The organism is Pelagibacterium luteolum (assembly GCF_900100665.1).
Classification (GTDB): Bacteria; Pseudomonadota; Alphaproteobacteria; order Rhizobiales; family Devosiaceae; genus Pelagibacterium; species Pelagibacterium luteolum.
In genome coordinates this window covers 752644-773264 of the sequence record NZ_FNCS01000001.1, presented here as the reverse complement: position 1 = coordinate 773264, position 20621 = coordinate 752644, and the positions used below count along the sequence as shown (strand labels likewise).

The following is a 20621-nucleotide window of genomic DNA, read 5'->3' as shown; positions in this document are numbered from 1 at the left end:
TCACCGGCGGTTAATTTCTGGGGGAACCATGTTCAGAGGCATCGCAGTCGCGCTGGTATCAGCCGTTCTTCTTACGGGCTGCGCCACGATGGGGCAGCAGTCCAATGCGCCCGCGGCGACACTCGTGAGCGACACACACGCCACCGCTTCGTTGCGCACCCTACCCCCGCCGCGCCAGCCGCTTGACGTCGCGGTCTACGAATTCGCAGACCTGACAGGACAGGCCCGGCCCAATCCCAATTTCGCCGAATCGAGCCGTGCCGTTACCCAGGGCGGTGCACAGATCCTCGTCGATGTCCTGACGCGGGCCGGCGATGGCCAGTGGTTCCGCATTGCCGAACGCACCGGGTTGCGCAATCTCGTCCAGGAACGCACGCTGATCGAAAATACCAATTCCGCCTATGGCGGCGTTGGCCCGCTGCCCCCGATCCGTTTTGCCGGCATCATCCTTGAAGGCGGGATCGTCGGGTATGATGCCGACACGATGTCCGGTGGTGCGGGCGCACGCTATTTCGGCATCGGTGCCGATACGGAATACCGGTCCGATACGGTCACCGTGAACCTGCGCGCGGTCAGCGTACAGAATGGCGAGGTTCTCGCCTCGACTACGACTACAAAGCAGATCTATTCCTACATGAACCGCGCCGGGGCGTATGTCTTTGCCGAACCCCAGCGTCTGCTGGAGATCGAAGCCGGTATGGCGCGTAACGATCCGACCCAACTTGCGGTGCGCGAAGCGATCGAACTGGCGGTATTCTCATTGGTCGTCGAGGGGCTGGAGCGCGGCCTATGGGATCTGCGCGACTCAAGCGCAAAGGCAACCCTGGTCGCCGCCTACAATCAGCAATACACGGCGCCAGTGCAGTAGCCGATTTTCTACATCACCGATCGTCAAAGGGCGCCTGAGGCGCCCTTTTTTGTGCTCTGCGCCCGTCATAGTGCATATGCACTACGCTCCAAGAAAATATCCATAGTAGATTTTGACTATTACTTGCTATCGAGTCACATGTTTACCACTCGTGTTTACGATAGACTTATTTGATTTGAAGTTTGACTTGCGCTTCGAACTAATCCCAGCGATTTAACATATTGTTAACCGAAGGTGGCCTGGCGACCTTTGGGGCTTGAGGGAGGGGTACGCCCCTCTATGTGGGGATTCATTCGGAGGGCATCATGACCCGATATACTCTTATGGCCGGCGTGGCCTTGGCTGCCTTGAGCGCCAGCGGCGCCCTGGCGCAAACGTCGAACACGGCCTATGTGGGCCAGTACAACGAAAACAACCTGGCCTACCTCGTTCAGATCGCCGCCGGCCCTGCCGCCGGCAACACCGGATTCATCTACCAGTATGGCGAGAGCAACGTGTTCCTGCCCTACGCACCCGGCTTGAACGGCGTTGCACAACAGGGCACCAACGAGCTCGGCGTCTATCAGATGGGCCGCAACAACTTCGTTGGCGGCAATCTCCACCAGTCCGGAGACAATGTCGGCGCCATCGCCCAGTTCGGCAATGGCAACGCTGTCGGCCAATTCCGTCAGACCGGCGTGGACAACCGCGGCGCGGTCTTCCAGGGCGGTAACTACAACCTCGCCAGCAACATCCAGAACGGCGAAGGCAACGACGGCGGCATCATCCAGATTAACGGCTCGGAAGCCTTCGGCAACATCGCCTTCAACAACCAGCAGGGTGCAGACCAGATCGGCCGCATCTTCCAGGGCGGCACGTCCAACTTCGCAGTGTCCGCTCAGGACAGCTCGGCTAATGCCGATTCGGCCATCGTCCAGCTCGGCGCCGGCAATTTCGGCGTCAACAGCCAGACCAACGCTCCCGACGCCGATGCCAGCATCTGGTCGCAGGGCGCTGGCAACATCGCCTCGAACACCCAGACGGGCGGCACGGAGCTCGACGCATCCGTCACGCAGTTCGGCGCGTTCAACGTTGGGTCGAACACGCAATCGACTGGCGTAAATCACGACAACACGGCCTCGATCAATCAGGTTGGCGTCGCCAATCAGGCTATCAATTCGCAGACCGGCACATTCCATGGCGGCAACGACAATCGTTTGAACCAGGCGGACATTGCACAGTTCGGCATCGGCAACACCGGTACGAATTTGCAGAATGATGGACGCGCGAATTCGAGCGAAATTCTCCAGGTCGGCGCAGGCAACGAAGCCGAGAACGCCAACAACGGCGGCACTGGCCATGAGAAGGAAATTGCTCAGTTCGGTATTGGCAATCAGGCCAGCAATTATTCCGAGCGTGGCGGCAATCAGGCCGTCAGCAATGATCTCGGTAACGATGCTTCGATCCTTCAGGTCGGCGCAGCCAATCAGGCGACTAATAGCCAGGTTCTTCAGGGAAGCGGCTCGCCCACTTTCACTTCGAACTCGGCCGAGATCGCACAGTTCGGCCTGGGCAACGTAGCGACCAACGATCAATCCTCAAATAATCACTCTGCGCCGCAGACACAGAACACGGCCAACATTGTTCAGGCCGGTGTCGGCAATGCCGCGGAGAATGAGCAGTGGCGCACGACCACGAGCGATACCAACGTCGCCCAGTTCGGTGCCTTCAACGCTGCATCCAACGCACAGGATAGCGGCGCCGACTTGTCGGCGGATATCACACAGATCGGCGTCGGCAACCTGGCGTCCAACGCCCAGACCAACCTGCCCGGCTCGCCCGCGCATTTCAACACCGACAACCAGGCAACGATCGCACAGGTCGGCGTCGGCAATATCGCGGCCAACGAACAGGATCGTGCCGCCCAGGGCGTCGCCAGCATTGAGCAGTTTGGCGCTGGAAACGTAGGCACCAACACACAGACCAACCCCTACTCGGCCACAGCCGCGATTTCACAGGCTGGCGCCGGTAACTTCGCTACCAACACACAGACCAATGGCGGCAACGCTGCGCTCGGCAACGACGCTGGCGTCAACCAGGTCGGCCTTATGAATCAGGCGAGCAATGCGCAGACCGACGGTATCGGGAACGATGCTGGCAGCGACCAATTCGGTGCCTTCAATCTGGCCGAGAATGCGCAAACTGGCGGATCAAATCTTGCTGCCGGTATCGCGCAGTACGGTGTCGCAAACACCGCTTCGAATGCTCAGGCCGGTGGCACGGATGCCGAAGCCAGCATTGTGCAGTACGGTTTCGGCAACGAAGCCGCCAACGCGCAAACCAATGGCTCCAACGGTCTCGCTGGCATCACACAGGCGGGCGCTCTGAACGAAGCCAGCAACACGCAGACGGGCGGTACGGACCTCCACGCCAGCGTGAACCAGATAGGTCTCGACAACGCAGCGACCAACGTTCAGGCCGATGGCGCCACCAACGCCGCTGGCATCGAACAGATCGGTGCGTTCAACGATGGCACCAATCTCCAGTCCGAGGGCGAGCTTTTGGTCGCGAACGTGCTGCAGGTCGGCGCCGACAACACTGGTCTGAACGTTCAGGATGGCGGCGAAGGCAACCAAGCTGTCGTGGCCCAATACGGCCTCAACAACACGGGTGCCAACTTCCAGACTGATGGCGTGGGCAACACCGCCCGGGTCACGCAGATCGGCGCCAACAATGCCGGTGGCAATGTTCAGGTCGAAAACGTTGCGAGCGTCGATGCCGCCATCTTCCAGGCTGGCGTCAACAACAACGCAGGCAACGTCCAGTCCAATGGTTCGAACCTTTCCGCCGACATCTTCCAGATCGGTGGCTTCAACTGGGCCGGCAACGTCCAGGGCGAGACCGCAGGTGCTGATGCGCTGATCGTTCAGGTCGGCGTCGGCAATGGCGCCGCCAACAGCCAGACAGAGGCTGACGGCAGCTCCGCGACGACTATCCAGGCCGGCGGCTTCAACCTTGCCTTCAACACCCAGAACGACGTCGAAGACGCCACGGCGTTCATCGGCCAGTTCGGTGTCGGCAACGTGGGTGCGAACCTGCAGCAGAACGAAAGCTCGGATGTCCTTGCTGCCATCGTTCAGGTGGGTTCGGGCAATAATGCCTTCAACGTGCAGGGCGAAGAGCAGACCGTTACTTACGGCCTGTCTATGCTCGATTTTGATCTCACAACCGAGATCGCGGGCTTCCGTGTGGGCCTAGCGGGCGCCGACTCGGAGATATCCGGCAGCGGAAATGCTCCGGCAGAGGCTGCGATGGCAGTGGTCGTGCAGGTCGGCGAGAGCAATACTGCGATCAATGCGCAAGCAGGCAAGCTGATCATGCCGGGCGAGGGTACCATCAGCCAAACGCAGACTGCGTATTGGGCTGAATATACGCCGGCGGGTTTCCTGGGCCTATTTGGCTCTTGGAGCCAAGAAAGCGCATCCACGGAGACATCCGTAAGTGGCACCAATCCGCTTGGCGAATTCTCGATCCCGACCGTCGCTTCGGCTGCAGGTATCGTTCAGCTCGGTGACGACAACTTTGCCATCAACAGCCAGACCGGTGCGATCGCCTCGCTGGCCGGCATCGTCCAGCTCGAAGACGGCAACTTTGCCCTCCAGAGCCAGGAACTGACCGTCGGTGCGCTCGCCGCTACCGTTCAGTCGGGCAATGGAAACGTCGCCCTCACCAATCAGGAAGCTGCAGTGGCTGTCGCCGCCGGCACCATCCAGATCGGTAACGGCAACTTCTCGTCCACCAGCCAGACGGGCACGATCAGCCTTGAAACGCTGTTGGCAGATGGCCTTGGAGGTCTCTCGGTTGCCGCCGCTGACCTCTCGACCACCGCTCAGATCGGTGACCGCAATGGTGCCATCACGATCCAGACCGGATCGGCGAACACCGCGCTCACGGTTCAGGCGGGCAGCGACAACGGCGCCTTTATCGCCCAGTCGAGCAATGGCAATGCCGCTACCATTCTGACCTCGGCCGATCATTCGACGGCTGCGATCCTTCAGGGCGGAGCCGGCGGTCATGAAGCGAATGTTGTCCAATTCGGCTCCTACAGCGCGTCCCTGGTCCTCCAGGGCGGCGAAAGCCAGACGGCCAACGTCTTCCAGGTCGGCACCGGCGACACCCTCGCCCAGGCCAACCGCGCCGCTGTCATCCAGTCGGGCGCTCACAATGCGGCCACCGTGGTCCAGTGGGGCCAGGGCAACATGGCTGCCGTGGTTCAGGGCAACTAAGCAAACTGCGCCGCGCGGGTTCTCCCGCGCGGCATCCTCAAAAGGTTTGAACGGTGATTGCGATACTGGGGGTAGCATTGATGGTCGCGTCCGAAGTCCTGAGCTTCGAAGCCGATGTCCTGGCAACAGGTGTCACGCGCTGCGCCATCGAAATGGCTTCCAACGAAACGACGACCCTGCAGCCGATCTTTCTGGCCGGTGAGGATGTCGAAGGCGAATACAGCTTCGTGGTCACCTCGGTTTCAAATGGCGGACGGTCCGTGACACGCCAGGCGAACAGGTTTTTCGCGGGTCGGGTCCATGGCCCAACCGTCACGCTCGGTACCGGCGCACACATCGAAGCCGGTTTCGAGGTTACCGATGCACATGGCGTGGCGCTGTGCTCGATCGAGGTCAGCCACCCAGCCAATCATCTGGTCCAGCGTTCGACCAGCCATTCGGGAGGAATGCATGGTTAGATTTTCCAAAATGATGCAGGCGCTCGGCGCCGGGCTCGCGGCCATTGCGCTGACCGTATCGGTCGCCCTCGGCGACGACATCATCAGCCTTTACGACCAGCCGGCGCCTGGTTGGTACGACGTGCCGGTCACCGAGGGTGGCATCGCGCTGCTCGAGAGCGTGAAGTCGGCTCTTTCGCCTTTCACATCCGAAGGCGCGCCAAACACGACGATGATCAATCAGCTTGGCGACGATCTGTTCGCCCAGTCGGGCATCACGGGCAATTCCAACCTCTCCTACATCAACCAGACCGGCACCAACAATCGCGCGGTCCAGGCGATGGTGGGCAATGGCAATGCCCTGCTGCTCCACCAGGGTGGCGAAAACAACACCGTCCTGCAGGCGAGCATCGGCAACGACAATCTGCAGATGGTCGGGGTCGAGGGAAACAGCAACGAAGTCGCCTATATCCAGGCCGGCAACGACCTTGCCGGCGCCATCAGCGTGGGCGGCGTCAATTCATCCGTGCTGGCCGTCCAGACGCAGGCATCGGGCAGCTATCTCATGCCCACCGGCATCGGCGGCCTGCAGAACCACGTGGTCGTGATCGTCCCTGGCCGCATGTACATCTTCGACAAATAATTCGATGCCATCGGAGGCAAAAATGAAAATCTCACGGATTTCTCTGGCGACAGCCGCCATTCTCGTCAGTGCACCCGCCATGGCTTCGTCCATGGTTTACGCGCCGGTCAACCCGTCTTTCGGCGGCGATCCGCTCAATGGCGCGTGGCTGTTGTCCCAGGCGACGGCGCAGACACCGGGCGCCGGCGCGCCCAGCTTTGCCATCGACTTCCCCGATCTAGGTCTGATCGGCGGCGGCGAGCAGCCGGTCGATGAAGATGACGCAACGGCTGAAGAATAATCGAGCGGCGCGCAGGCTTCGTCCTGCCGGCGGAAAGGATACGACAATGAGAACATTGATGATCCTGGGATGCATGGGCGCGCTGGCGCTGACCGGCGCCCCGGCCATGGCCTCTTCCCTCGTCTATGAGCCCATCAATCCATCGTTCGGGGGCAACCCTCTCAATGGAAATTGGCTCATCTCCCAGGCGACGGCGCAATCGGAAGGTGGCGGTGGCACCTCCCCGAGCTTTGTTATCGATTTTCCCGACTTCGGGGGCATATTGCAGCCCAATCCCAACCCGATCGAGCTGCCTGAAGTGCCCGGCGGGCCGGGCGCGGAAGGGGCGAACTAGTATTGACGCACGACGGCGACGTTGCCGCGACCCTGCTGCGAGATGAAGGCATTGTGGCCAGACCCTACTTGGGTGAGCGCAGCGGCGTTGCCATAGCCAACTTGCTGGACGAAGCCGATATTGCGGCTGCCGCCCTGCAGCAGAGACGCCGAGTTGGCCGTGCCGCGCTGGACGATGAGGCCGAGATTGTCGGTTCCCGTTTGGGTGATGTCGGCCTGGTTGAACAGGCCGGTCTGGATGACCGTCGCGGCCGGCAGGTTCCCCTGGGAGAGGGGACGCATCACCTCGTCGACGTGGGCAGCGATGGAGGAGAAGTCGACCATGTCGATGGTCAGCGCGGGCGCCGCGTCCAGAAAGGGTGACTGCTGTATATAGGCTGGCGATGCGTAAGCAGCGTTAGCCAAACTTGAAAGAAGAACTGAAGCGAGGAGAGTTTTCATTGGTGCCTGCCTGTCTATTTGTTCTAAGTTGACTGCAGGATGACCTAAACGAATTAAATTGATCCAAATTGACGTGGTTTCAACTTGGATACGACAAACTATAAAATTTTACGCAATTGAATGACGCGACGCCCGTACCACGCTTCCATCCCCGCAATCGGGATGGATCGATCGTGAGCCTCTGGCCCTGCGCCGCGTCATCCGGGCAAGGAATAAAAGATTATATGCGTTCTGCTGCAGCCTTTTCGTCGAACACCGCACCGGTTAACGTCCTCATGGACGCGGTGTATGACGCGGCGTTCGCGCCCGACGAATGGCAGACCGTATGCGACTGGTTTCACGCAGCCTTCGGGGCCTTTGCTTGCATCGCAAGCCACGATCTGGTCACCAACCGCAACCTCGGCGCCTATTATTCCGGCCATGACGACGCTGCATGGGCCAGCTACAAGCAGCATCACGATCAACACAACATTCTCATCGAGGCCCTGCGCGTCAAACCTGAGGGTGCGTCGCTGCGGATGGACGAACTCGTCCCACCCAATGTGCTCGAGCGCTCAAAGTTCTATACGGAGTGGCTCAAGCCACAAGGCGAGCTCAATGCGGGCGGGCTGGCGGTTCTGTCCAACAAGGAACACCGCATCATCACCTTCAGCGCCCTGTTGCCGCGCGCCAAGGCGGAACCATCGACAGACGATTTGATGGCGGTGGTCGAGCTGATCGTTCCCCATATGCAGCGTTCGCTGCGCCTCAATCAGAGTGCTCACCGTGTGGCCAACAAGGCCTCGATCCTAGAGACCTTCATGGAAGAGGCGCGTGCCGCCTTTCTCGTCCTTGACGAACAGGGGCGTCCGCTCGAGGTCAACCGCCAGGCACGCGCCCTGTTCGATGGGGGCGTCCTCACGCTCGATTTCGGCGGCTCGCTGATGATGAACCATCAGGCGGGCTCGAATTTCATTCAAGAGGCTGTGGCCAAGGCAGCGGCGGGAAGCTCCGATTTCGGCGATGGCATCGCCGTCCCGATCGACGATCTGACGCCATCAGGATATTTGCGCGCCATCCCGCTTGGCACACAAGGGCGCCAGACCATGCACCAGCTCATGGGCACCCGCTCCCACGCAGCGGTCATCATCTCCATTTCCTCCTCGCAGCCAATGCTCAAGGCCGCTCAGGCGCGGTTTGGCCTGTCCCCGGCCGAAGCCGCAGTGCTTAGCGGGCTTGTCCAGGGCAAGGGCTTGAAAGAACTGGCGGCTGACAGGAACACGTCCATCCATACAGTGCGTAATCAGGTCGCGTCACTGCTGGAAAAGACCGGCACGTCGAGCCAGAAAGAACTGGTTGGGATCTTTGCCGCACCAAAGCGGATCTAGGCAAAATGCCGCCTTAGGATCCGCGGTCTCAAAGTCGGTTTAGTAGACCGGCTGAAAGATTCGGCGCGCGTCTCAAGGACGTGCCAAACCAAAAGGGGCCAGCGCATTGGCGCCGCCCCGAGGCGATCCCGCCATGAGATCAGTTCACGCAGCGTATTGGCTCGCCGCGCCGCCTTGCTGGCTCCACTTGGCATACCACGCATCAAACAGTTCGAGCTGGGCCTTGGCGTAATTGCGCTGGCTGGCGCTGAGTTCGTCGGTTTCGATGAAATGCAGCGAGAATTCGGGATTTCCCTTCAGCACCATGAGATATTTATAATAGAGCACCAGGTCTGCGCCTTCGTCGAACGACGAGAGCACGGCCAGCGCGCTGTCGAGTTCAAGCGCACGCTGGCGCGCATCAGGATCGCCCTTGGCGGCGGCGCGTGACAGTGCGCACAGATGAAGCACTTCCTTGGGCAGGACATTGCCAATGCCGGTGATCGCGCCGGTGGCTCCGCAATTGACAAAGCCATGGAACACAGTGGTGTCCACCCCGATCATCAGCGAGACGCTGTCGTCCTGGCTGGTGATGTGCTCGGCGGCATAGGTCAGATCGGCCGCGCCGCCAAATTCCTTGAAGCCAACGAGGTTCTTGTGCTCGGAACGCAAAGCGAAGAAGAGTTCGGCGCGCGTGGCAAACCCGTAGTAGGGGCTGTTGTAGATCACGGCGGGCAGATCGGGCGCTGCCGAGAGAACTGCTTTGAAGTGATGGCGCTGCGCAGCGGACGATGTGCCGCGTGAAAGAACCCGCGGGATGACCATCAAGCCCTTGGCGCCGGCCTTCTGGGCATGAGCAGCCAGAGCGACCGCCGAGCCGGTGTTGATGGCGCCGGTGCCCACGATCACCGGAATGTCGGCTGCAACCAAGCGCTCAACGCCTTCCATGCGCTGCGCGTCGGTCAGGAGTGGCCAATCACCCATCGAGCCGCAGTAAACCACTGCGGACATACCGGCATTGATCAGGTCTTTGCCCTTTTTAACAAGCGCATCGAAATCAGGCGCCCGGTCGTTGGTGCATGGCGTCATCAGAGCCGGGATGCAGCCGGAGAATATGGTCTGGGTCACGAGTGTCGTCCTTGCATCAACAGAGGTCAAAGCGTTTACGGCTACGCGAGGTAGCCAAGTGCATGCAGTCAAAATAGCACTTGTATTTTTTTTGTCGACAAAAATTGCAGGCAGGTCTGATTATTTTCCTCATCGTTCCAAACCTCACAGCGCCAACGCAGTGTTGACGTTGGAATCGGCAGTGATGAGCCCCTTGATCTGGCGCACGATCTGGTCGGCATGGGCTTGGGCCAACTGATCCGCTAATGCGACGTCACGCGCCTTGATTGCGGCAAGGAGGTCCTCATGTTCGGTGACGTAGCGGCGGGGCAACTCGTCGTTGAAGGATGAATAGTAGAGCCGCAGGATACGCCGTCCCTCATCGAGGAGCTGGGTGAAGAGGTCGATATAATATCGGTTGCGGCCGGCAATAGCGATGGCGCGGTGGAAGTCGCGATTGGTTGAAATCATGCTCATCGCGTCGCGGGCCTCGACGGCCCTTGCGAAGGCTTCCTGATGCGTGGCGATCGCTTCGAGATCGCCAGAGCCGTGATTGGCAGCGGCCAGACGCGTCGTCACCCGATACATCAAAGTCAGCGCATCGAAAAAATGGGACAGGTTGAGAAAGTCGATATTGGCGACGATGGTCGCCCGATTGGGCAAAGTCGTGACCAGACCGTCGCCGACCAGTCGCACCAACGCCTCGCGGATCGGCGTCCGCGAGAGCGAAAAGCGCTCGGCCAACTGCACCTCGTCTATAGGCGCGCCCGGGGCGAGGCGAAGTTCGACGATCTCATTGCGCAAGGTTTCATAGACGTGGCCAACGCCTGAGCCCCGGCGGTAACCCAGTTGCTCCCCATTCGCCTTGTCCTTCGATGTCTGCTTCATCGCCCCGGTCTCCATCGCGTTGAATATGCATAGCTTGCGGCGACGCAAAAAAGAATGAGTACTGTCGTTATTTTATTTGTCGACAACGTGAATGCAACTTGTTAGCGTCATGCCTTGCCATCTTTTCGGGGGAATGGGCGGCAGTGGATGACGAGCGAGGGAGCGTCTATGACAGCCAGTTCATCACATGCAGCGCCGGCGCCGGTTCGCTTCTGGGCGGCGTTTTCGAACGGGCTGGTGTTTATCGAATTGCGGGCGGCCGCCGCCCTGCTTCTGGCGCTGGCCTTAATCATCTTGACCAATGTCATCACCCGCTATGTCGGCACGCCAATCTATTTGATCGACGAGCTGGCGGTATTCGTGATGGTCTGGCTGGCCTTTATCGGCACCTCGGCCATGTCCCGGCTCAAGCTCGATTTTGCCGTGACATTTCTGGCCGACAACGCGCCAGTTTGGATGGGGCCGATCATTCGATCGGGGTCGATCGTCCTGATCATTGCGTTCGGCATCGCTCTTGGCTGGATGAGCTGGATCTGGGCCGACCCGATCGGGATCGCGGCGGCAGGCTTTGATGCACGCGCCTTTGCCGGCACCTCGTTCAACTTTCTCTACACCGAATACACCCAGACCCTGCAGTGGCCGCGCTGGGCGGTGATGATGACCATTCCGCTGTTTGCCGTGTGCCTCGTCATCCATGCCATCGCCAATCTCTTTGAAGAAATCGGTTTGATCGAACGGACTGTTACGTCCGGATTTGAAGAGGAGGCCGTCTGATGTGGACCGGGGCAACATTTTTCTTTGCCATGTTGGTGGGTGCGCCGATCGGCATCTGCCTTTGCATCGCAGCGATCATCTTCCTTTATGCAGAAGGCAATACGCTGCTTTTTGCCTCCTATCCTACCCAAATGTTCGACAGCGCCGGCAATTACGGACTGATCGCCATTCCGTTGTTCATCCTGATCGGTGACATCATGAACGAAGGCGGCATCACCGGTCGCATCGTTCGCATGGCGCTAGCCTTCGTCGGGTCGCTGCGTGGCGGGCTGGCCTATGTCAACCTGGTGGCCAATATGTTCGTGGCGTCCATCATGGGATCGGCCTCCTCGCAGGTCGCCGTGATGTCGCGGGTCATGGTGCCAGAGATGGAACGGCAGGGGTATCGGCGCGATTTCGCAGCCGGGCTTACCGTCTATTCAGGCATCCTGGGGCCGATCATTCCGCCCTCGATCATGTTCGTCGTCTATAGCGTACTGGCTCAGATCTCGGTTGGAGACATGCTCTTGTCGGGGTTGGTTCCGGGATTGATGCTGGCGGGATCGTTTCTGGTTCTCATCGCGATCCTGGGACTGTTTTATCCCTACCCCGTCAACGAGCCACAGCCTTTCCCCGCGCGACTGCGTGCCGTGCGCGATGGCTTGCCGACGCTGCTCATTCCCTTTGTAATCGTCGGATCGATCATGGGCGGGTTCGCAAACCCGACAGAGGCTGCCGCCGTCGGCGCACTGGCCGCATTCCTCATCGGCTGGCTGTGGGTGGGCGACCTCAAGGTTTCGGCCATGCCCCGCATCCTGATGCGTGCTGCGGGGTATTCCGCCATCATCTTATTTCTGGTCGCGGCTGCGGGCGTGTTTTCGTGGGTGTTGACCTATGGTCGCGTGCCGCAGCAGGTGGCGGCCTGGATCCAGACCGTGGCAACCGATCCGATCAGCTTCATGCTGCTGGTCAATCTGATCCTCTTGCTGATCGGCACGGTGATCGACGGCGCTCCGGCGCTGATCATGACCGTTCCAATCCTGCTTCCGATCGCGACCGAAATCTATGGCATCGACCCCTTCCATTTCGGCGTGGTCGTCGTCGTCAATCTGGTCCTGGGATTCATGACGCCACCGGTGGGGCTTTGTCTTTACGTCGCCTCCGCAGTGACGGGGGTCAAGCCATCGCGGCTCTTTATCGTGACCTTGCCGTTCTTCTTCGTCACCGTCGCCATACTCGTCATCCTGTCCGTGTTTCCGTTCTTTTCGACAGTCCTGTCGCGCTGACGGGGCCAACACACTCAACCAAAGGGGAAATGAAATGAAACTCAATCGCAGGCGTTTTCTCGCCGCCAGTTCCGCCGCTGCCGGTGCAACATTATTTACACCCAATCTGGCTCTGGCCCAGAATCACAGCTTCCGGCTGGGCATCGCTACGCCTCCGGGGCATTCGTGGAACGACGCGGCCCTCGCCGCAGGGGAACTGATGACGGAAGCCAGCGATGGCCGGATCGAGGTGACTGTCTTCCACGCCAGCCAGTTGGGCACCGAGGCTGCGATGCTCCAGCAATTGCAGTCGGGAGCCCTGGATTTTGGATGGCTGCAGACCGCCGAACTGGGCACCCGCGTGCCGCAGATCGCCGCGATCAACGCGCCGTATCTCGTCCAGTCCACAGCGCAGATACCCAGCCTCATTCGCCACCCTGTTGCCACTCAGCTTCTCGAGTTGCTGCCTGCCGAAACCGGCACGGTCGGCCTCGGTTGGGGCATCACCGGCATGCGCTCGGTCTTTTCGTCCCGTCCCGTGGAAACGGTTGCCGACCTGGCTGGCCTCAAGCTTCGGACCCACACAACGCCCGCATTCCGGGACTTTTACGAAATGCTGGGCGCCGCACCGACACCGCTGCCCACGCCGCAAGTGTACGATGCAATGGCCAACGGCCAGGTCGATGGGCTCGAGGCCGATCTCGAATTTTCCTGGAACCAACGCTTTGATCAGGTGTCCCAGTCAATGCTGCGCATGGACGCGCTGTTCATGCCTGTTGTGGCCCTGGTTTCCGGGCGCGTATGGCAGGGTTTGTCGGAAGCCGACCGCGAAATCATCGCGACGGCCACCAGCGCGGCGCTCGACGCCCAGATCGACGGTTTAGTGGCCGAAGAGCCGCAGCTGATCGAAAACTTCGAAGGATCGGGCATCGCGATCAGCACCGTGAGTGCAACCGATGTCGAGGACCTGATTGCGCGCTATGATGAGAAGTGGAACGCTTTGGCGCCCAATCTGCCCGGACTGCGCGCGGCGAGTGCGGAGCTCTAAGTTTCAAGGGGCGCCCTGTGCGCCCCTTTTTTCCGCCAGCGAACTACTGAACATGCGGCCGGTGGGTAAGTGGCCGAACTCACATATCCAGATGGCACAATCTTCTCAGCCGCGAAGAATTTGCATTCTAGTATACTAATGCTACGGTGCGGACGCTTTGTTTGTGGAGAAGGAGAAACCGGATGCGGTATGTGAATGTGATTACTGCGAGCGTAGCCGCCGTTTTGGTCAGCACGGGCGCGATCAGTCAGGAAATCGATATTCCACGAGATGTGCAATCTCAGGTGACCGAGGTCTGGGAGCCGATTCCTGCGGAAGTGGATGCTCCTGACGGCGCCATTCCGTCCGATGCGATTGCGCTTTTTGACGGTGAAAACCTGGACGCCTGGGAGTCGGCAAATGGCGGGCCTGCTGAATGGACTGTCGAGGACGGCGTCCTTTCGGTCGCGCGCGGGACAGGCGACATCATAACCAGCGAGGGGTTTTGTGACATTCAGCTGCATATGGAGTGGCGCGTATCGGAAGACACCGAGGGCTATGACGGGCAGGATCGCGGCAATAGTGGGGTCAAGATCCAGGATCGCTACGAGGTCCAGATTCTCGACAGCATCGACAACCCGACATATGTGAACGGACAGGCGGCGTCGATCTACAAGCAGCACGCACCGCTGGTGAATGCTTCGCGCGCTCCAGGCGAATGGCAGACCTATGACATCATTTTCGAAGCACCGATCTTTGGCGAAAATGGTTCAGTGCGCAAACCCGCATATATGACCGTGCTGCACAATGGCGTCGTGGTTCAAAACCACGCGCAGGTGCAGGGCACGACCGCCTGGGTGGGATATCCGACATATACCGAGCACGGCTGCGACCCGATCCGGCTCCAGGACCACAATGCCGATGTCGACTTCCGCAACATCTGGGTCCGTCCTCTCTAGGACCCTTCTAAAGAGAAAGGCCCGGGAGATGAACCCGGGCCTTTCCGCATCTACCTGCGCTGGTGTTACTTGCCGGAGGCGTTGCGTTCGGCAAATTGCTGAGCCTCGAGGGCAAGGCGCGTCACCGTATAGGCATGGGAGAATGTGAGGGCCGTTTCGGTGCGCTCGCGGACGTCGGTCGCCAAATCCTTGAAATATGTGAGGGGGATGCCCGAACAGTCGATGTAGTCGGAGCGTTTGTTATTGACTATGAACAGATGGTCTGTGCCGGGCCGGCCTTCGATATCGACGTATTTGCGCAGCTCGATATAGCCTTCGGTACCCAAGATCATCAGGCGTCCATCCCCCCAGTTGGGCAGCGCATCGGGCGTGTACCAGTCGAGACGGGCATAGCCGCGCGCGATGTCACTGCGCAGCAGGATTTCGCCGAAATCCTGAAAATTCTCATCGTTCGGGTTTGCGAAATTGCCCACGCTCGCGGCAACGATTTCGGCATCCTGAGATCCGGTAAACGTCAGAAACTGATCGATCTGATGAGTACCGATATCACCGAGAATGCCGCCATAGAGCGCGCTATCGAAAAACCAGTCGGGCCGCGTAGCCCGATTGAGCCGATGGGGACCGACGGCGAGTGTTTGAACCACCTCGCCGATCTCGCCGCCACGCACGAGTTCCAGCGCCTTGATGGAGGCGGGAACTTCGAACCGCTCGGAAAAATCCACCGACCATATCTGCCCGGTGCGCTCGACAACCGCCTTGATGCGCTCGAGTTCGGCAAACGAGATGCAGCCCGGCTTGTCGAGCATCACATCCTTGCCATGCTCCATGGCCTCGATGGCAAGATCGGCACGTTGGTGCGGCGGCGCGGCGATCAGGATCAGATTGATTTCCGGATCCTCGAAAAGTTCCCTGCGGTCGGCCGCGCGGGGGACGGTATCGAAGCGCTTTTCAAAGCCCTGTAGGGTTTGCGGTTCGCCCTCGGTCCACCATTTCTTGCAGCGCGCTCCTGCATCGAGCATGCCCGACAGCATGCCGTAGATGTGGCGATGGTCGATGCCCACAACGCCGATGACGACGTCAGCGTTACCCATTGTCGGCCACCTCCTTGAGCGTTACGGCCCGACGTTCCCTCGACGAAAGCACCAGAGCATCGATCAGCCGATGGACGTTCAACGCCTCCGCGCCGGTCGCGCCCGGCTGGCGCCCATCGCGCACCGCCTCGAGAAAGTCGCGTTGCGCGGATGCGTGCCAGTCATGAGGGAAGGCCATGGGGTCGGCGCCACCACCGGTAGCGGCGGGTTCGCCGAAACTGTCAACCGTGCCGTCATGATAGGAGACGGTCGCCGTCCCCGAGCCGAGATGGACGGCGGCATTCTCAAAGCCCAGCTCAATGGTTTCCGCCCCGCCCGGATAGGCCGCCGTCGTCGCGACAATCGAACCCAATGCGCCGGACTCGAACCTGATGCCGGCACCAACGAAATCCTCGGCCTCCATTTGGTGCAGCGCAGAGGTCCCCATCATGGCCATGACTTCGGCGATCGGGCCGGTATAGACCTGTAGGAGATCGAGGGTGTGGATAGCCTGATTGATCAGGACGCCACCGCCGTCACGCGCGTATGTCCCCCGACCCGGCTCGTCATAATAAGATTGCGGACGCCACCAGGGCACGTTCACCTGGGCAATGCCGAGCGCGCCGAGCTTGCCCGACTCCACAAGCGTCTTCAGCCACTGGGATGCCTCGCGATAGCGGTGCTGGAAGATAACGCCAAGCGTGACACCAGCGCTCTCGGCAAGATCGACAAGCTCGCGCCCAGCCGCGCTGTCCGTTGCCAAGGGCTTTTCGAGCAAGATGTGCTTTTGTGCCGCTGCCGCCGCTGCCACGATATCGCGCCGGGCATTGGGGGGCGTGAGCACGATCACCACATCGATATCGGGTTTGGCCAAAATCTCCTCGAGCGATGTCGCACCCGGGAGGTCCCATTTCTTACAAAAAGCTTCGAGCCGTTCCTGATCACGGTCATAGACTGCGCGCACCTGCGCGATGTCCCCAAGATCCTGCAAGGCGCGGGCGTGAATGCCTGCCACCATGCCAACGCCAACGATCGCAACACCTAACATCAATCTCTCCCGATACGGCAATTTCGGCCCGACGAGCGTGCTTGCCATGGCACATCATCTGCAATATGTATTCTAGTATCCTACATCGAGAAGTCAGACAAGGCTGAGCCTTTCCACGAAGCGGAATACGGAGGATATCGCGTGACGAAAAGACTGATGCGGCAGACGTGGCGCTGGTTCGGCCCCGACGACAAGGTGAGCCTGCGTGACGCGCATCAGGCAGGCGCCGAAGGTATCGTCACCGCGCTTTATCACATCCCGCCCGGCGCGATCTGGACGCCCGAAGACATCGAAACGCGCCTGCACGAAACCCGCTTTGCCGCCAATGGCGCCAAGTCCGGGCTTTATTGGGATGTCGTTGAAAGTCTTCCCGTCTCGGAGGCGATCAAGACACAGACCGGCGACTGGCGCGAGCACGTCGCAAACTGGACAACCAGCCTCGAGCATCTCGCCGCCGCAGGGCTTGAGACGGTGTGCTACAATTTCATGCCCATCCTAGATTGGACGCGCACCAACCACCGGCAAATCCTCCCCAATGGTGGCACTGCAATGGTGTTCGACCTCGCCGAGTTCGCCGCATTCGATATCCATATTCTGGCCCGGCCTGACGCCGCGGGTAACTATCGCGAAGACATTGTTCGCGAGGCCGCCCGGCACGCGCAGAAGATGAGCGAGGCGCAAAAGGACGAGCTCAGTCACGCCATCATCGCCGGCCTGGCAGGGGCGGTCGAAAGCTGGACCCTCGAAACCCTGCGGCGCCAACTCGATCGCTACAGCGGGGTCAGTTCAGAACAGCTTCGCCGCCACCATTTCGATTTTCTCGAAGCTGTCGTGCCCACAGCTGAGCGGCTTGGCCTCCGGCTATGCTGCCATCCGGACGATCCCCCCTTCTCGCTGCTGGGCCTGCCGAAGGTCGCGTCAACGGAAAACGATTACCGACTTATGGTCGAGGCCGTCGATAGTCCCGCAAACGGCATCACGTTCTGTACCGGATCGCTTGGGTCGCGCGATGACGCCGACCTGCCCGGATTTGTAGATCGTCTGGGGTCTAAAATCGCCTTCTGCCATCTGCGCAACGTCACGACCTATCACAAGGGTACGCCGACCGGATTTCTCGAGGACGACCATCTCCATGGCAATGTCGACATGGTTGCCGTCGTCGGAGCCTTGCTGCGCGAACAGGAGCGGCGGCGCGACGAAGGTCGGGCCGACTGGCAAATCCCTATGCGCCCCGATCATGGACACGATCTGCTCGATGATGCGGCGCGTGGTGCGCGACCGGGCTACCCCGCCGTTGGCCGCCTCAAGGGCCTGGCCGAATTACGCGGCGTGATGCACGCCCTGGCGGCATCGAACTGACCTCGGGGGTCCTATCGATCGCGCCGATTTCTTCGCCAAGCTGATCGGCCAGTCTGCTCCAAACATTAAGCTGGCAAAGCCAACATCGCGACAACACAAAAGAGGGGCCGTGGCCCCTCTTTCTCTGCGTGACGTCAGGGAGGACGTTACTGGTTGGCCTCGGGCCATGTCATCAAGGCTGTGATGCCGGCGATGCGACCCGAAAGGTCTTCATCGTCCTGCAAAGCCAGGAAGCCTTCGGGTGCCGCCTCAAGTGCCAGCATGGGTACGCCGTCAACATCGGACATTGCCGATTCAGGGCGCTGCGGGGCATTGGCAGCACGCTGTTCGGCAAGCTCGGCCTGCGCGGCCGCGTCGGCGGCGTTGACCTCGGCGTTGAAGTCCGCAAAGGCGCGTTCACCCAAATCGCCGACAGTCCACGAACCCGTATTGCTGCGGGGCAATGCCGGTGCGAGACCGGGATCGGACACGCCTGCAAGTATGACTTCCATGCCCAGAAGCGCTGCGTCGCGCTGCCAGGCCGGACGATCCTCGGCACCAACTGCTTCAAGCATTGCCGAGACTTCGTCGGCAGAACCGACTTGCGTCAGACCTGAGGCGATTGTGGTTATCGCATTGCCGATGCCCGTGCTGCCATTTTCGATATCGAACAGCATCGTGAGAAGTTCGGATACCTGCTCGTCCGGCACTCCGCTCAACGCCGCGTCCAGAGCGATATAGTCTTCACCATAGGTGTCGATGATGTCGATTATCGCATCGAGGCGATTGGCGTCGTCGAGTTCGCCGGCCGAGGCGGCAAGCTGGTACTGGACCTGCCACTTGTTTTGCGTATTCCCGATCAGGTTAAGGAAGGCGTCGATCACCTCCTGATTGCCATCGCTCAGGAAGGATTCCGACACCCTAAGCGCTGCAGTCTGGATTTCCGCATTCGCGTCACCAAGGGCGGAAACGACGTGCTCGGCTTCGAGCGCATCGAGGCCATCGAGCGTCCACAGCGCATGAAGACGTGCGACATCATCCGCGTCGGAATTGAACAGATCGACAAGCGCGGGCGCGGCGTCGGCCTGTTGCTGTACGACGATCAAGCGCTGAGCGTGGTCGCGGTACCAACCGTTGTCGTGCTCGAGCAGGCCCACCAGTTCTTCTGGCGACATCTGGGTGAGATCCATGATCTCGGAGGCTTCACCGTCCTCGTGGCTGACGCGGTAGATACGTCCGTTGACGCCATGAGTATTGCCAAGATCGTGCTCGTCGACCCAATCCTTGAGGTAGTTGCTCATGAACACGGCGTCCTGGACGATGCCGTGATAGAGATCAAGCACGTAAAGCGCACCATCCGGTCCCACCTGCGTGAAGACGGGGCGGAAGCGCTCTTCGGTCGAGGTCAGGAAGTCGCCCTGCTCGTAGGCCTTGCGCAAATAGATGCCGGCGCCTGAGTCCTGAAGCGTGCTCATCGTCACGAGCTGGCCAGCGGGCTCTGGCACAAAGACGTTGCCATAGTCCGAAGCGCCGAGCGCCGTGCCGCGATAGACAGCGGCGCCGCCGGCGGATGTCAATTCCATCATGGCGCCATTCTCATCGAGCGTGCCATCGACATAGCCGCGGTTGATGCCCGGCGTGGGACGGATGGGCCAAACGCGATTTGCATCGCGCGATTGCCCGCCGATCCATTCGTGATTGCCGCGGTTGCGGGTGAAGATCGAACTGCGACCATAATAATAGTCGGCAACATAGCTCATCGATGGCGCGGCCGAATTGCCCTGGCGCAGGATGCGGCCCTCATCGTCGGCTGTAACGCCCCATTGCGCGATCGAGATGCCACGGTCGACGTCGAAGCCTTCGCCATTCCACTGGTACACTTCGTCCAGATAGGCGTTGTAGATGCGGTTATCGATGTTCCAGAACATCCCGTTGGGATTGTGCTCGATCGAGCCGCCCAGCGCGCCGTAATTGCCTTCTGTGATCGGCTCCTTTACGTCGGCGACGTCGTCGCCGTCGGTATCTTCGAGCAACCAGATATTGGGAGACTCGCCCAGGATCACCTTGCCGGGCTCGAGGATCAGCAGCGAACGGGGCAGGACGAGATTTTCGGCAAACACCTTGCGCTCATCCATGACGCCGTCGCCGTTAGTGTCCTCGAGGATCACGAGCGAGCTGCTGGGCTCGGCGCTGGTGAGATCTTCAAGGTTCAGCATGAAGGTCGTTTCGACGACCCAGAGCCGGCCCTGATAGTCCCATTGCATGACGATGCCATCACCGAGCAGGGGTTCGGAGGCGACGAGATCGATCTGGTAGCCGGGCGGGAGCGTAAAGGTCTCGAGCGATTCCTCGGGTTCCATATAGCCGAAATAATCCGGCAGCGGTTGAAACTCCGGAGGCCATTCCTGGCTCTGCTGGGCCAGCGCGGTGCCTGCCATCAGCGAGCAGGTCAGTGTGGACAGCGCCACAACCGAGCCGAAACGTCTTAGTGTCGATTTCATTTTTCTCACTCCTCCAAAAGGTGCGGCCACGGGGGAGGGCCGCAATGCGGAT

18 protein-coding genes are annotated in these 20621 nt (G+C 60.3%); 12 read left to right on the top strand and 6 right to left on the bottom strand.

The annotated features are described in order from the left end of the window. The first annotated feature begins 28 nt into the window (after positions 1-28). From BLR31_RS03730 to BLR31_RS03705, 6 genes are all read left to right on the top strand, one after another. Complete coding sequence (locus BLR31_RS03730) at positions 29-868, top strand: CsgG/HfaB family protein (RefSeq protein WP_090591706.1); 840 nt, start codon at positions 29-31, stop codon at positions 866-868. Positions 869-1173: 305 nt separating this feature from the next. After that, positions 1174-5133, top strand: coding sequence for a beta strand repeat-containing protein (locus BLR31_RS03725; protein WP_143009303.1), 3960 nt, complete (start codon positions 1174-1176; stop codon positions 5131-5133). Between the two features lie 80 nt (positions 5134-5213). Continuing rightward, a complete protein-coding gene (gene csgH / locus BLR31_RS03720) occupies positions 5214-5591 on the top strand; it encodes a curli-like amyloid fiber formation chaperone CsgH (protein WP_090591698.1) in 378 nt (125 codons plus the stop codon). Then, the gene (locus tag BLR31_RS03715) at positions 5584-6213 is read left to right on the top strand and encodes a hypothetical protein (protein ID WP_143009302.1); all 630 of its coding nucleotides are present in this window, start codon (positions 5584-5586) and stop codon (positions 6211-6213) included. The genes csgH and BLR31_RS03715 overlap by 8 nt, the downstream gene beginning before the upstream one ends. Positions 6214-6235: 22 nt before the next feature. Beyond that, positions 6236-6493 carry a curli assembly protein CsgF gene (locus tag BLR31_RS03710; RefSeq protein WP_090591690.1) on the top strand — a complete coding sequence of 86 codons (258 nt, stop codon included), beginning with the start codon at positions 6236-6238 and terminating at the stop codon, positions 6491-6493. A 46-nt stretch (positions 6494-6539) separates the two neighbouring features. After that, a complete protein-coding gene (locus BLR31_RS03705; protein ID WP_090591686.1) occupies positions 6540-6827 on the top strand; it encodes a curli assembly protein CsgF in 288 nt (95 codons plus the stop codon). On the opposite strand, the gene BLR31_RS03700 is transcribed toward BLR31_RS03705, so the two are convergent. Next, positions 6824-7267 carry a hypothetical protein gene (locus BLR31_RS03700; protein ID WP_143009301.1) on the bottom strand — a complete coding sequence of 148 codons (444 nt, stop codon included), beginning with the start codon at positions 7265-7267 and terminating at the stop codon, positions 6824-6826. The two genes, BLR31_RS03705 and BLR31_RS03700, sit on opposite strands and share 4 nt — an antisense overlap. Positions 7268-7491: 224 nt before the next feature. Here BLR31_RS03700 and BLR31_RS03695 point away from each other — a divergent pair, with 224 nt between their 5' ends. Then, positions 7492-8634, top strand: a complete 1143-nt coding sequence (locus BLR31_RS03695) for a helix-turn-helix transcriptional regulator (protein ID WP_090591679.1) — start codon at positions 7492-7494, stop codon at positions 8632-8634. Between the two features lie 144 nt (positions 8635-8778). Here BLR31_RS03695 and BLR31_RS03690 read toward each other — a convergent pair whose 3' ends face one another. Further along, positions 8779-9741 carry a dihydrodipicolinate synthase family protein gene (locus tag BLR31_RS03690; protein WP_090591676.1) on the bottom strand — a complete coding sequence of 321 codons (963 nt, stop codon included), beginning with the start codon at positions 9739-9741 and terminating at the stop codon, positions 8779-8781. Between the two features lie 144 nt (positions 9742-9885). Beyond that, a complete protein-coding gene (locus BLR31_RS03685; protein WP_090592151.1) occupies positions 9886-10608 on the bottom strand; it encodes a GntR family transcriptional regulator in 723 nt (240 codons plus the stop codon). Between the two features lie 168 nt (positions 10609-10776). Between BLR31_RS03685 and BLR31_RS03680 the strand changes: the two genes are divergently transcribed. The 4 genes from BLR31_RS03680 to BLR31_RS03665 all read left to right on the top strand — a co-directional run bounded on the left by BLR31_RS03680 (position 10777) and on the right by BLR31_RS03665 (position 14612). Further along, positions 10777-11382, top strand: a complete 606-nt coding sequence (locus tag BLR31_RS03680) for a TRAP transporter small permease (RefSeq protein ID WP_090592147.1) — start codon at positions 10777-10779, stop codon at positions 11380-11382. After that, positions 11382-12647: a TRAP transporter large permease gene (locus BLR31_RS03675; RefSeq protein WP_090591672.1), complete on the top strand. Its 1266-nt coding sequence runs from the start codon at positions 11382-11384 to the stop codon at positions 12645-12647. Before BLR31_RS03680 ends, BLR31_RS03675 begins: the two co-directional genes overlap by 1 nt. Before the next feature lie 34 nt (positions 12648-12681). Then, positions 12682-13674, top strand: a complete 993-nt coding sequence (locus BLR31_RS03670) for a TRAP transporter substrate-binding protein (RefSeq protein WP_090591669.1) — start codon at positions 12682-12684, stop codon at positions 13672-13674. A 182-nt stretch (positions 13675-13856) separates the two neighbouring features. After that, positions 13857-14612, top strand: coding sequence for a 3-keto-disaccharide hydrolase (locus BLR31_RS03665; RefSeq protein WP_090591665.1), 756 nt, complete (start codon positions 13857-13859; stop codon positions 14610-14612). 65 nt (positions 14613-14677) lie between these two features. Here the strand turns inward: BLR31_RS03665 and BLR31_RS03660 are convergent, their stop codons facing one another. Together BLR31_RS03660 and BLR31_RS03655 are read right to left on the bottom strand one after the other, a co-directional pair. After that, on the bottom strand, positions 14678-15703 hold the full coding sequence (locus BLR31_RS03660) for a Gfo/Idh/MocA family protein (protein WP_090591661.1): 1026 nt from the start codon (positions 15701-15703) through the stop codon (positions 14678-14680). Continuing rightward, positions 15696-16730: a Gfo/Idh/MocA family protein gene (locus BLR31_RS03655; protein WP_090591658.1), complete on the bottom strand. Its 1035-nt coding sequence runs from the start codon at positions 16728-16730 to the stop codon at positions 15696-15698. Before BLR31_RS03655 ends, BLR31_RS03660 begins: the two co-directional genes overlap by 8 nt. A gap of 156 nt (positions 16731-16886) precedes the next feature. Between BLR31_RS03655 and uxuA the strand changes: the two genes are divergently transcribed. Continuing rightward, positions 16887-18089, top strand: a complete 1203-nt coding sequence (uxuA, locus tag BLR31_RS03650; RefSeq protein WP_176762501.1) for a mannonate dehydratase — start codon at positions 16887-16889, stop codon at positions 18087-18089. A 146-nt stretch (positions 18090-18235) separates the two neighbouring features. On the opposite strand, the gene BLR31_RS03645 is transcribed toward uxuA, so the two are convergent. Then, positions 18236-20569, bottom strand: coding sequence for a DUF7133 domain-containing protein (locus BLR31_RS03645; RefSeq protein ID WP_090591651.1), 2334 nt, complete (start codon positions 20567-20569; stop codon positions 18236-18238). Between the last annotated feature and the right edge of the window lie 52 nt (positions 20570-20621).

Bases quoted from the DNA above. Each gene is read 5' to 3' on its own strand.
- BLR31_RS03695 (WP_090591679.1), top strand. From the start codon at position 7,492: ATGCGTTCTGCTGCAGCCTTTTCGTCGAACACCGCACCGGTTAACGTC.
- BLR31_RS03725 (WP_143009303.1), top strand. From the start codon at position 1,174: ATGACCCGATATACTCTTATGGCCGGCGTGGCCTTGGCTGCCTTGAGC.
- BLR31_RS03645 (WP_090591651.1), bottom strand. From the start codon at position 20,569: ATGAAATCGACACTAAGACGTTTCGGCTCGGTTGTGGCGCTGTCCACA.
- BLR31_RS03710 (WP_090591690.1), top strand. From the start codon at position 6,236: ATGAAAATCTCACGGATTTCTCTGGCGACAGCCGCCATTCTCGTCAGT.
- BLR31_RS03680 (WP_090592147.1), top strand. From the start codon at position 10,777: ATGACAGCCAGTTCATCACATGCAGCGCCGGCGCCGGTTCGCTTCTGG.
- BLR31_RS03665 (WP_090591665.1), top strand. From the start codon at position 13,857: ATGCGGTATGTGAATGTGATTACTGCGAGCGTAGCCGCCGTTTTGGTC.
- csgH (WP_090591698.1), top strand. From the start codon at position 5,214: ATGGTCGCGTCCGAAGTCCTGAGCTTCGAAGCCGATGTCCTGGCAACA.
- BLR31_RS03715 (WP_143009302.1), top strand. From the start codon at position 5,584: ATGGTTAGATTTTCCAAAATGATGCAGGCGCTCGGCGCCGGGCTCGCG.
- BLR31_RS03730 (WP_090591706.1), top strand. From the start codon at position 29: ATGTTCAGAGGCATCGCAGTCGCGCTGGTATCAGCCGTTCTTCTTACG.
- uxuA (WP_176762501.1), top strand. From the start codon at position 16,887: ATGCGGCAGACGTGGCGCTGGTTCGGCCCCGACGACAAGGTGAGCCTG.
- BLR31_RS03705 (WP_090591686.1), top strand. From the start codon at position 6,540: ATGAGAACATTGATGATCCTGGGATGCATGGGCGCGCTGGCGCTGACC.
- BLR31_RS03675 (WP_090591672.1), top strand. From the start codon at position 11,382: ATGTGGACCGGGGCAACATTTTTCTTTGCCATGTTGGTGGGTGCGCCG.
- BLR31_RS03660 (WP_090591661.1), bottom strand. From the start codon at position 15,703: ATGGGTAACGCTGACGTCGTCATCGGCGTTGTGGGCATCGACCATCGC.
- BLR31_RS03700 (WP_143009301.1), bottom strand. From the start codon at position 7,267: ATGAAAACTCTCCTCGCTTCAGTTCTTCTTTCAAGTTTGGCTAACGCT.
- BLR31_RS03685 (WP_090592151.1), bottom strand. From the start codon at position 10,608: ATGAAGCAGACATCGAAGGACAAGGCGAATGGGGAGCAACTGGGTTAC.
- BLR31_RS03655 (WP_090591658.1), bottom strand. From the start codon at position 16,730: ATGTTAGGTGTTGCGATCGTTGGCGTTGGCATGGTGGCAGGCATTCAC.
- BLR31_RS03670 (WP_090591669.1), top strand. From the start codon at position 12,682: ATGAAACTCAATCGCAGGCGTTTTCTCGCCGCCAGTTCCGCCGCTGCC.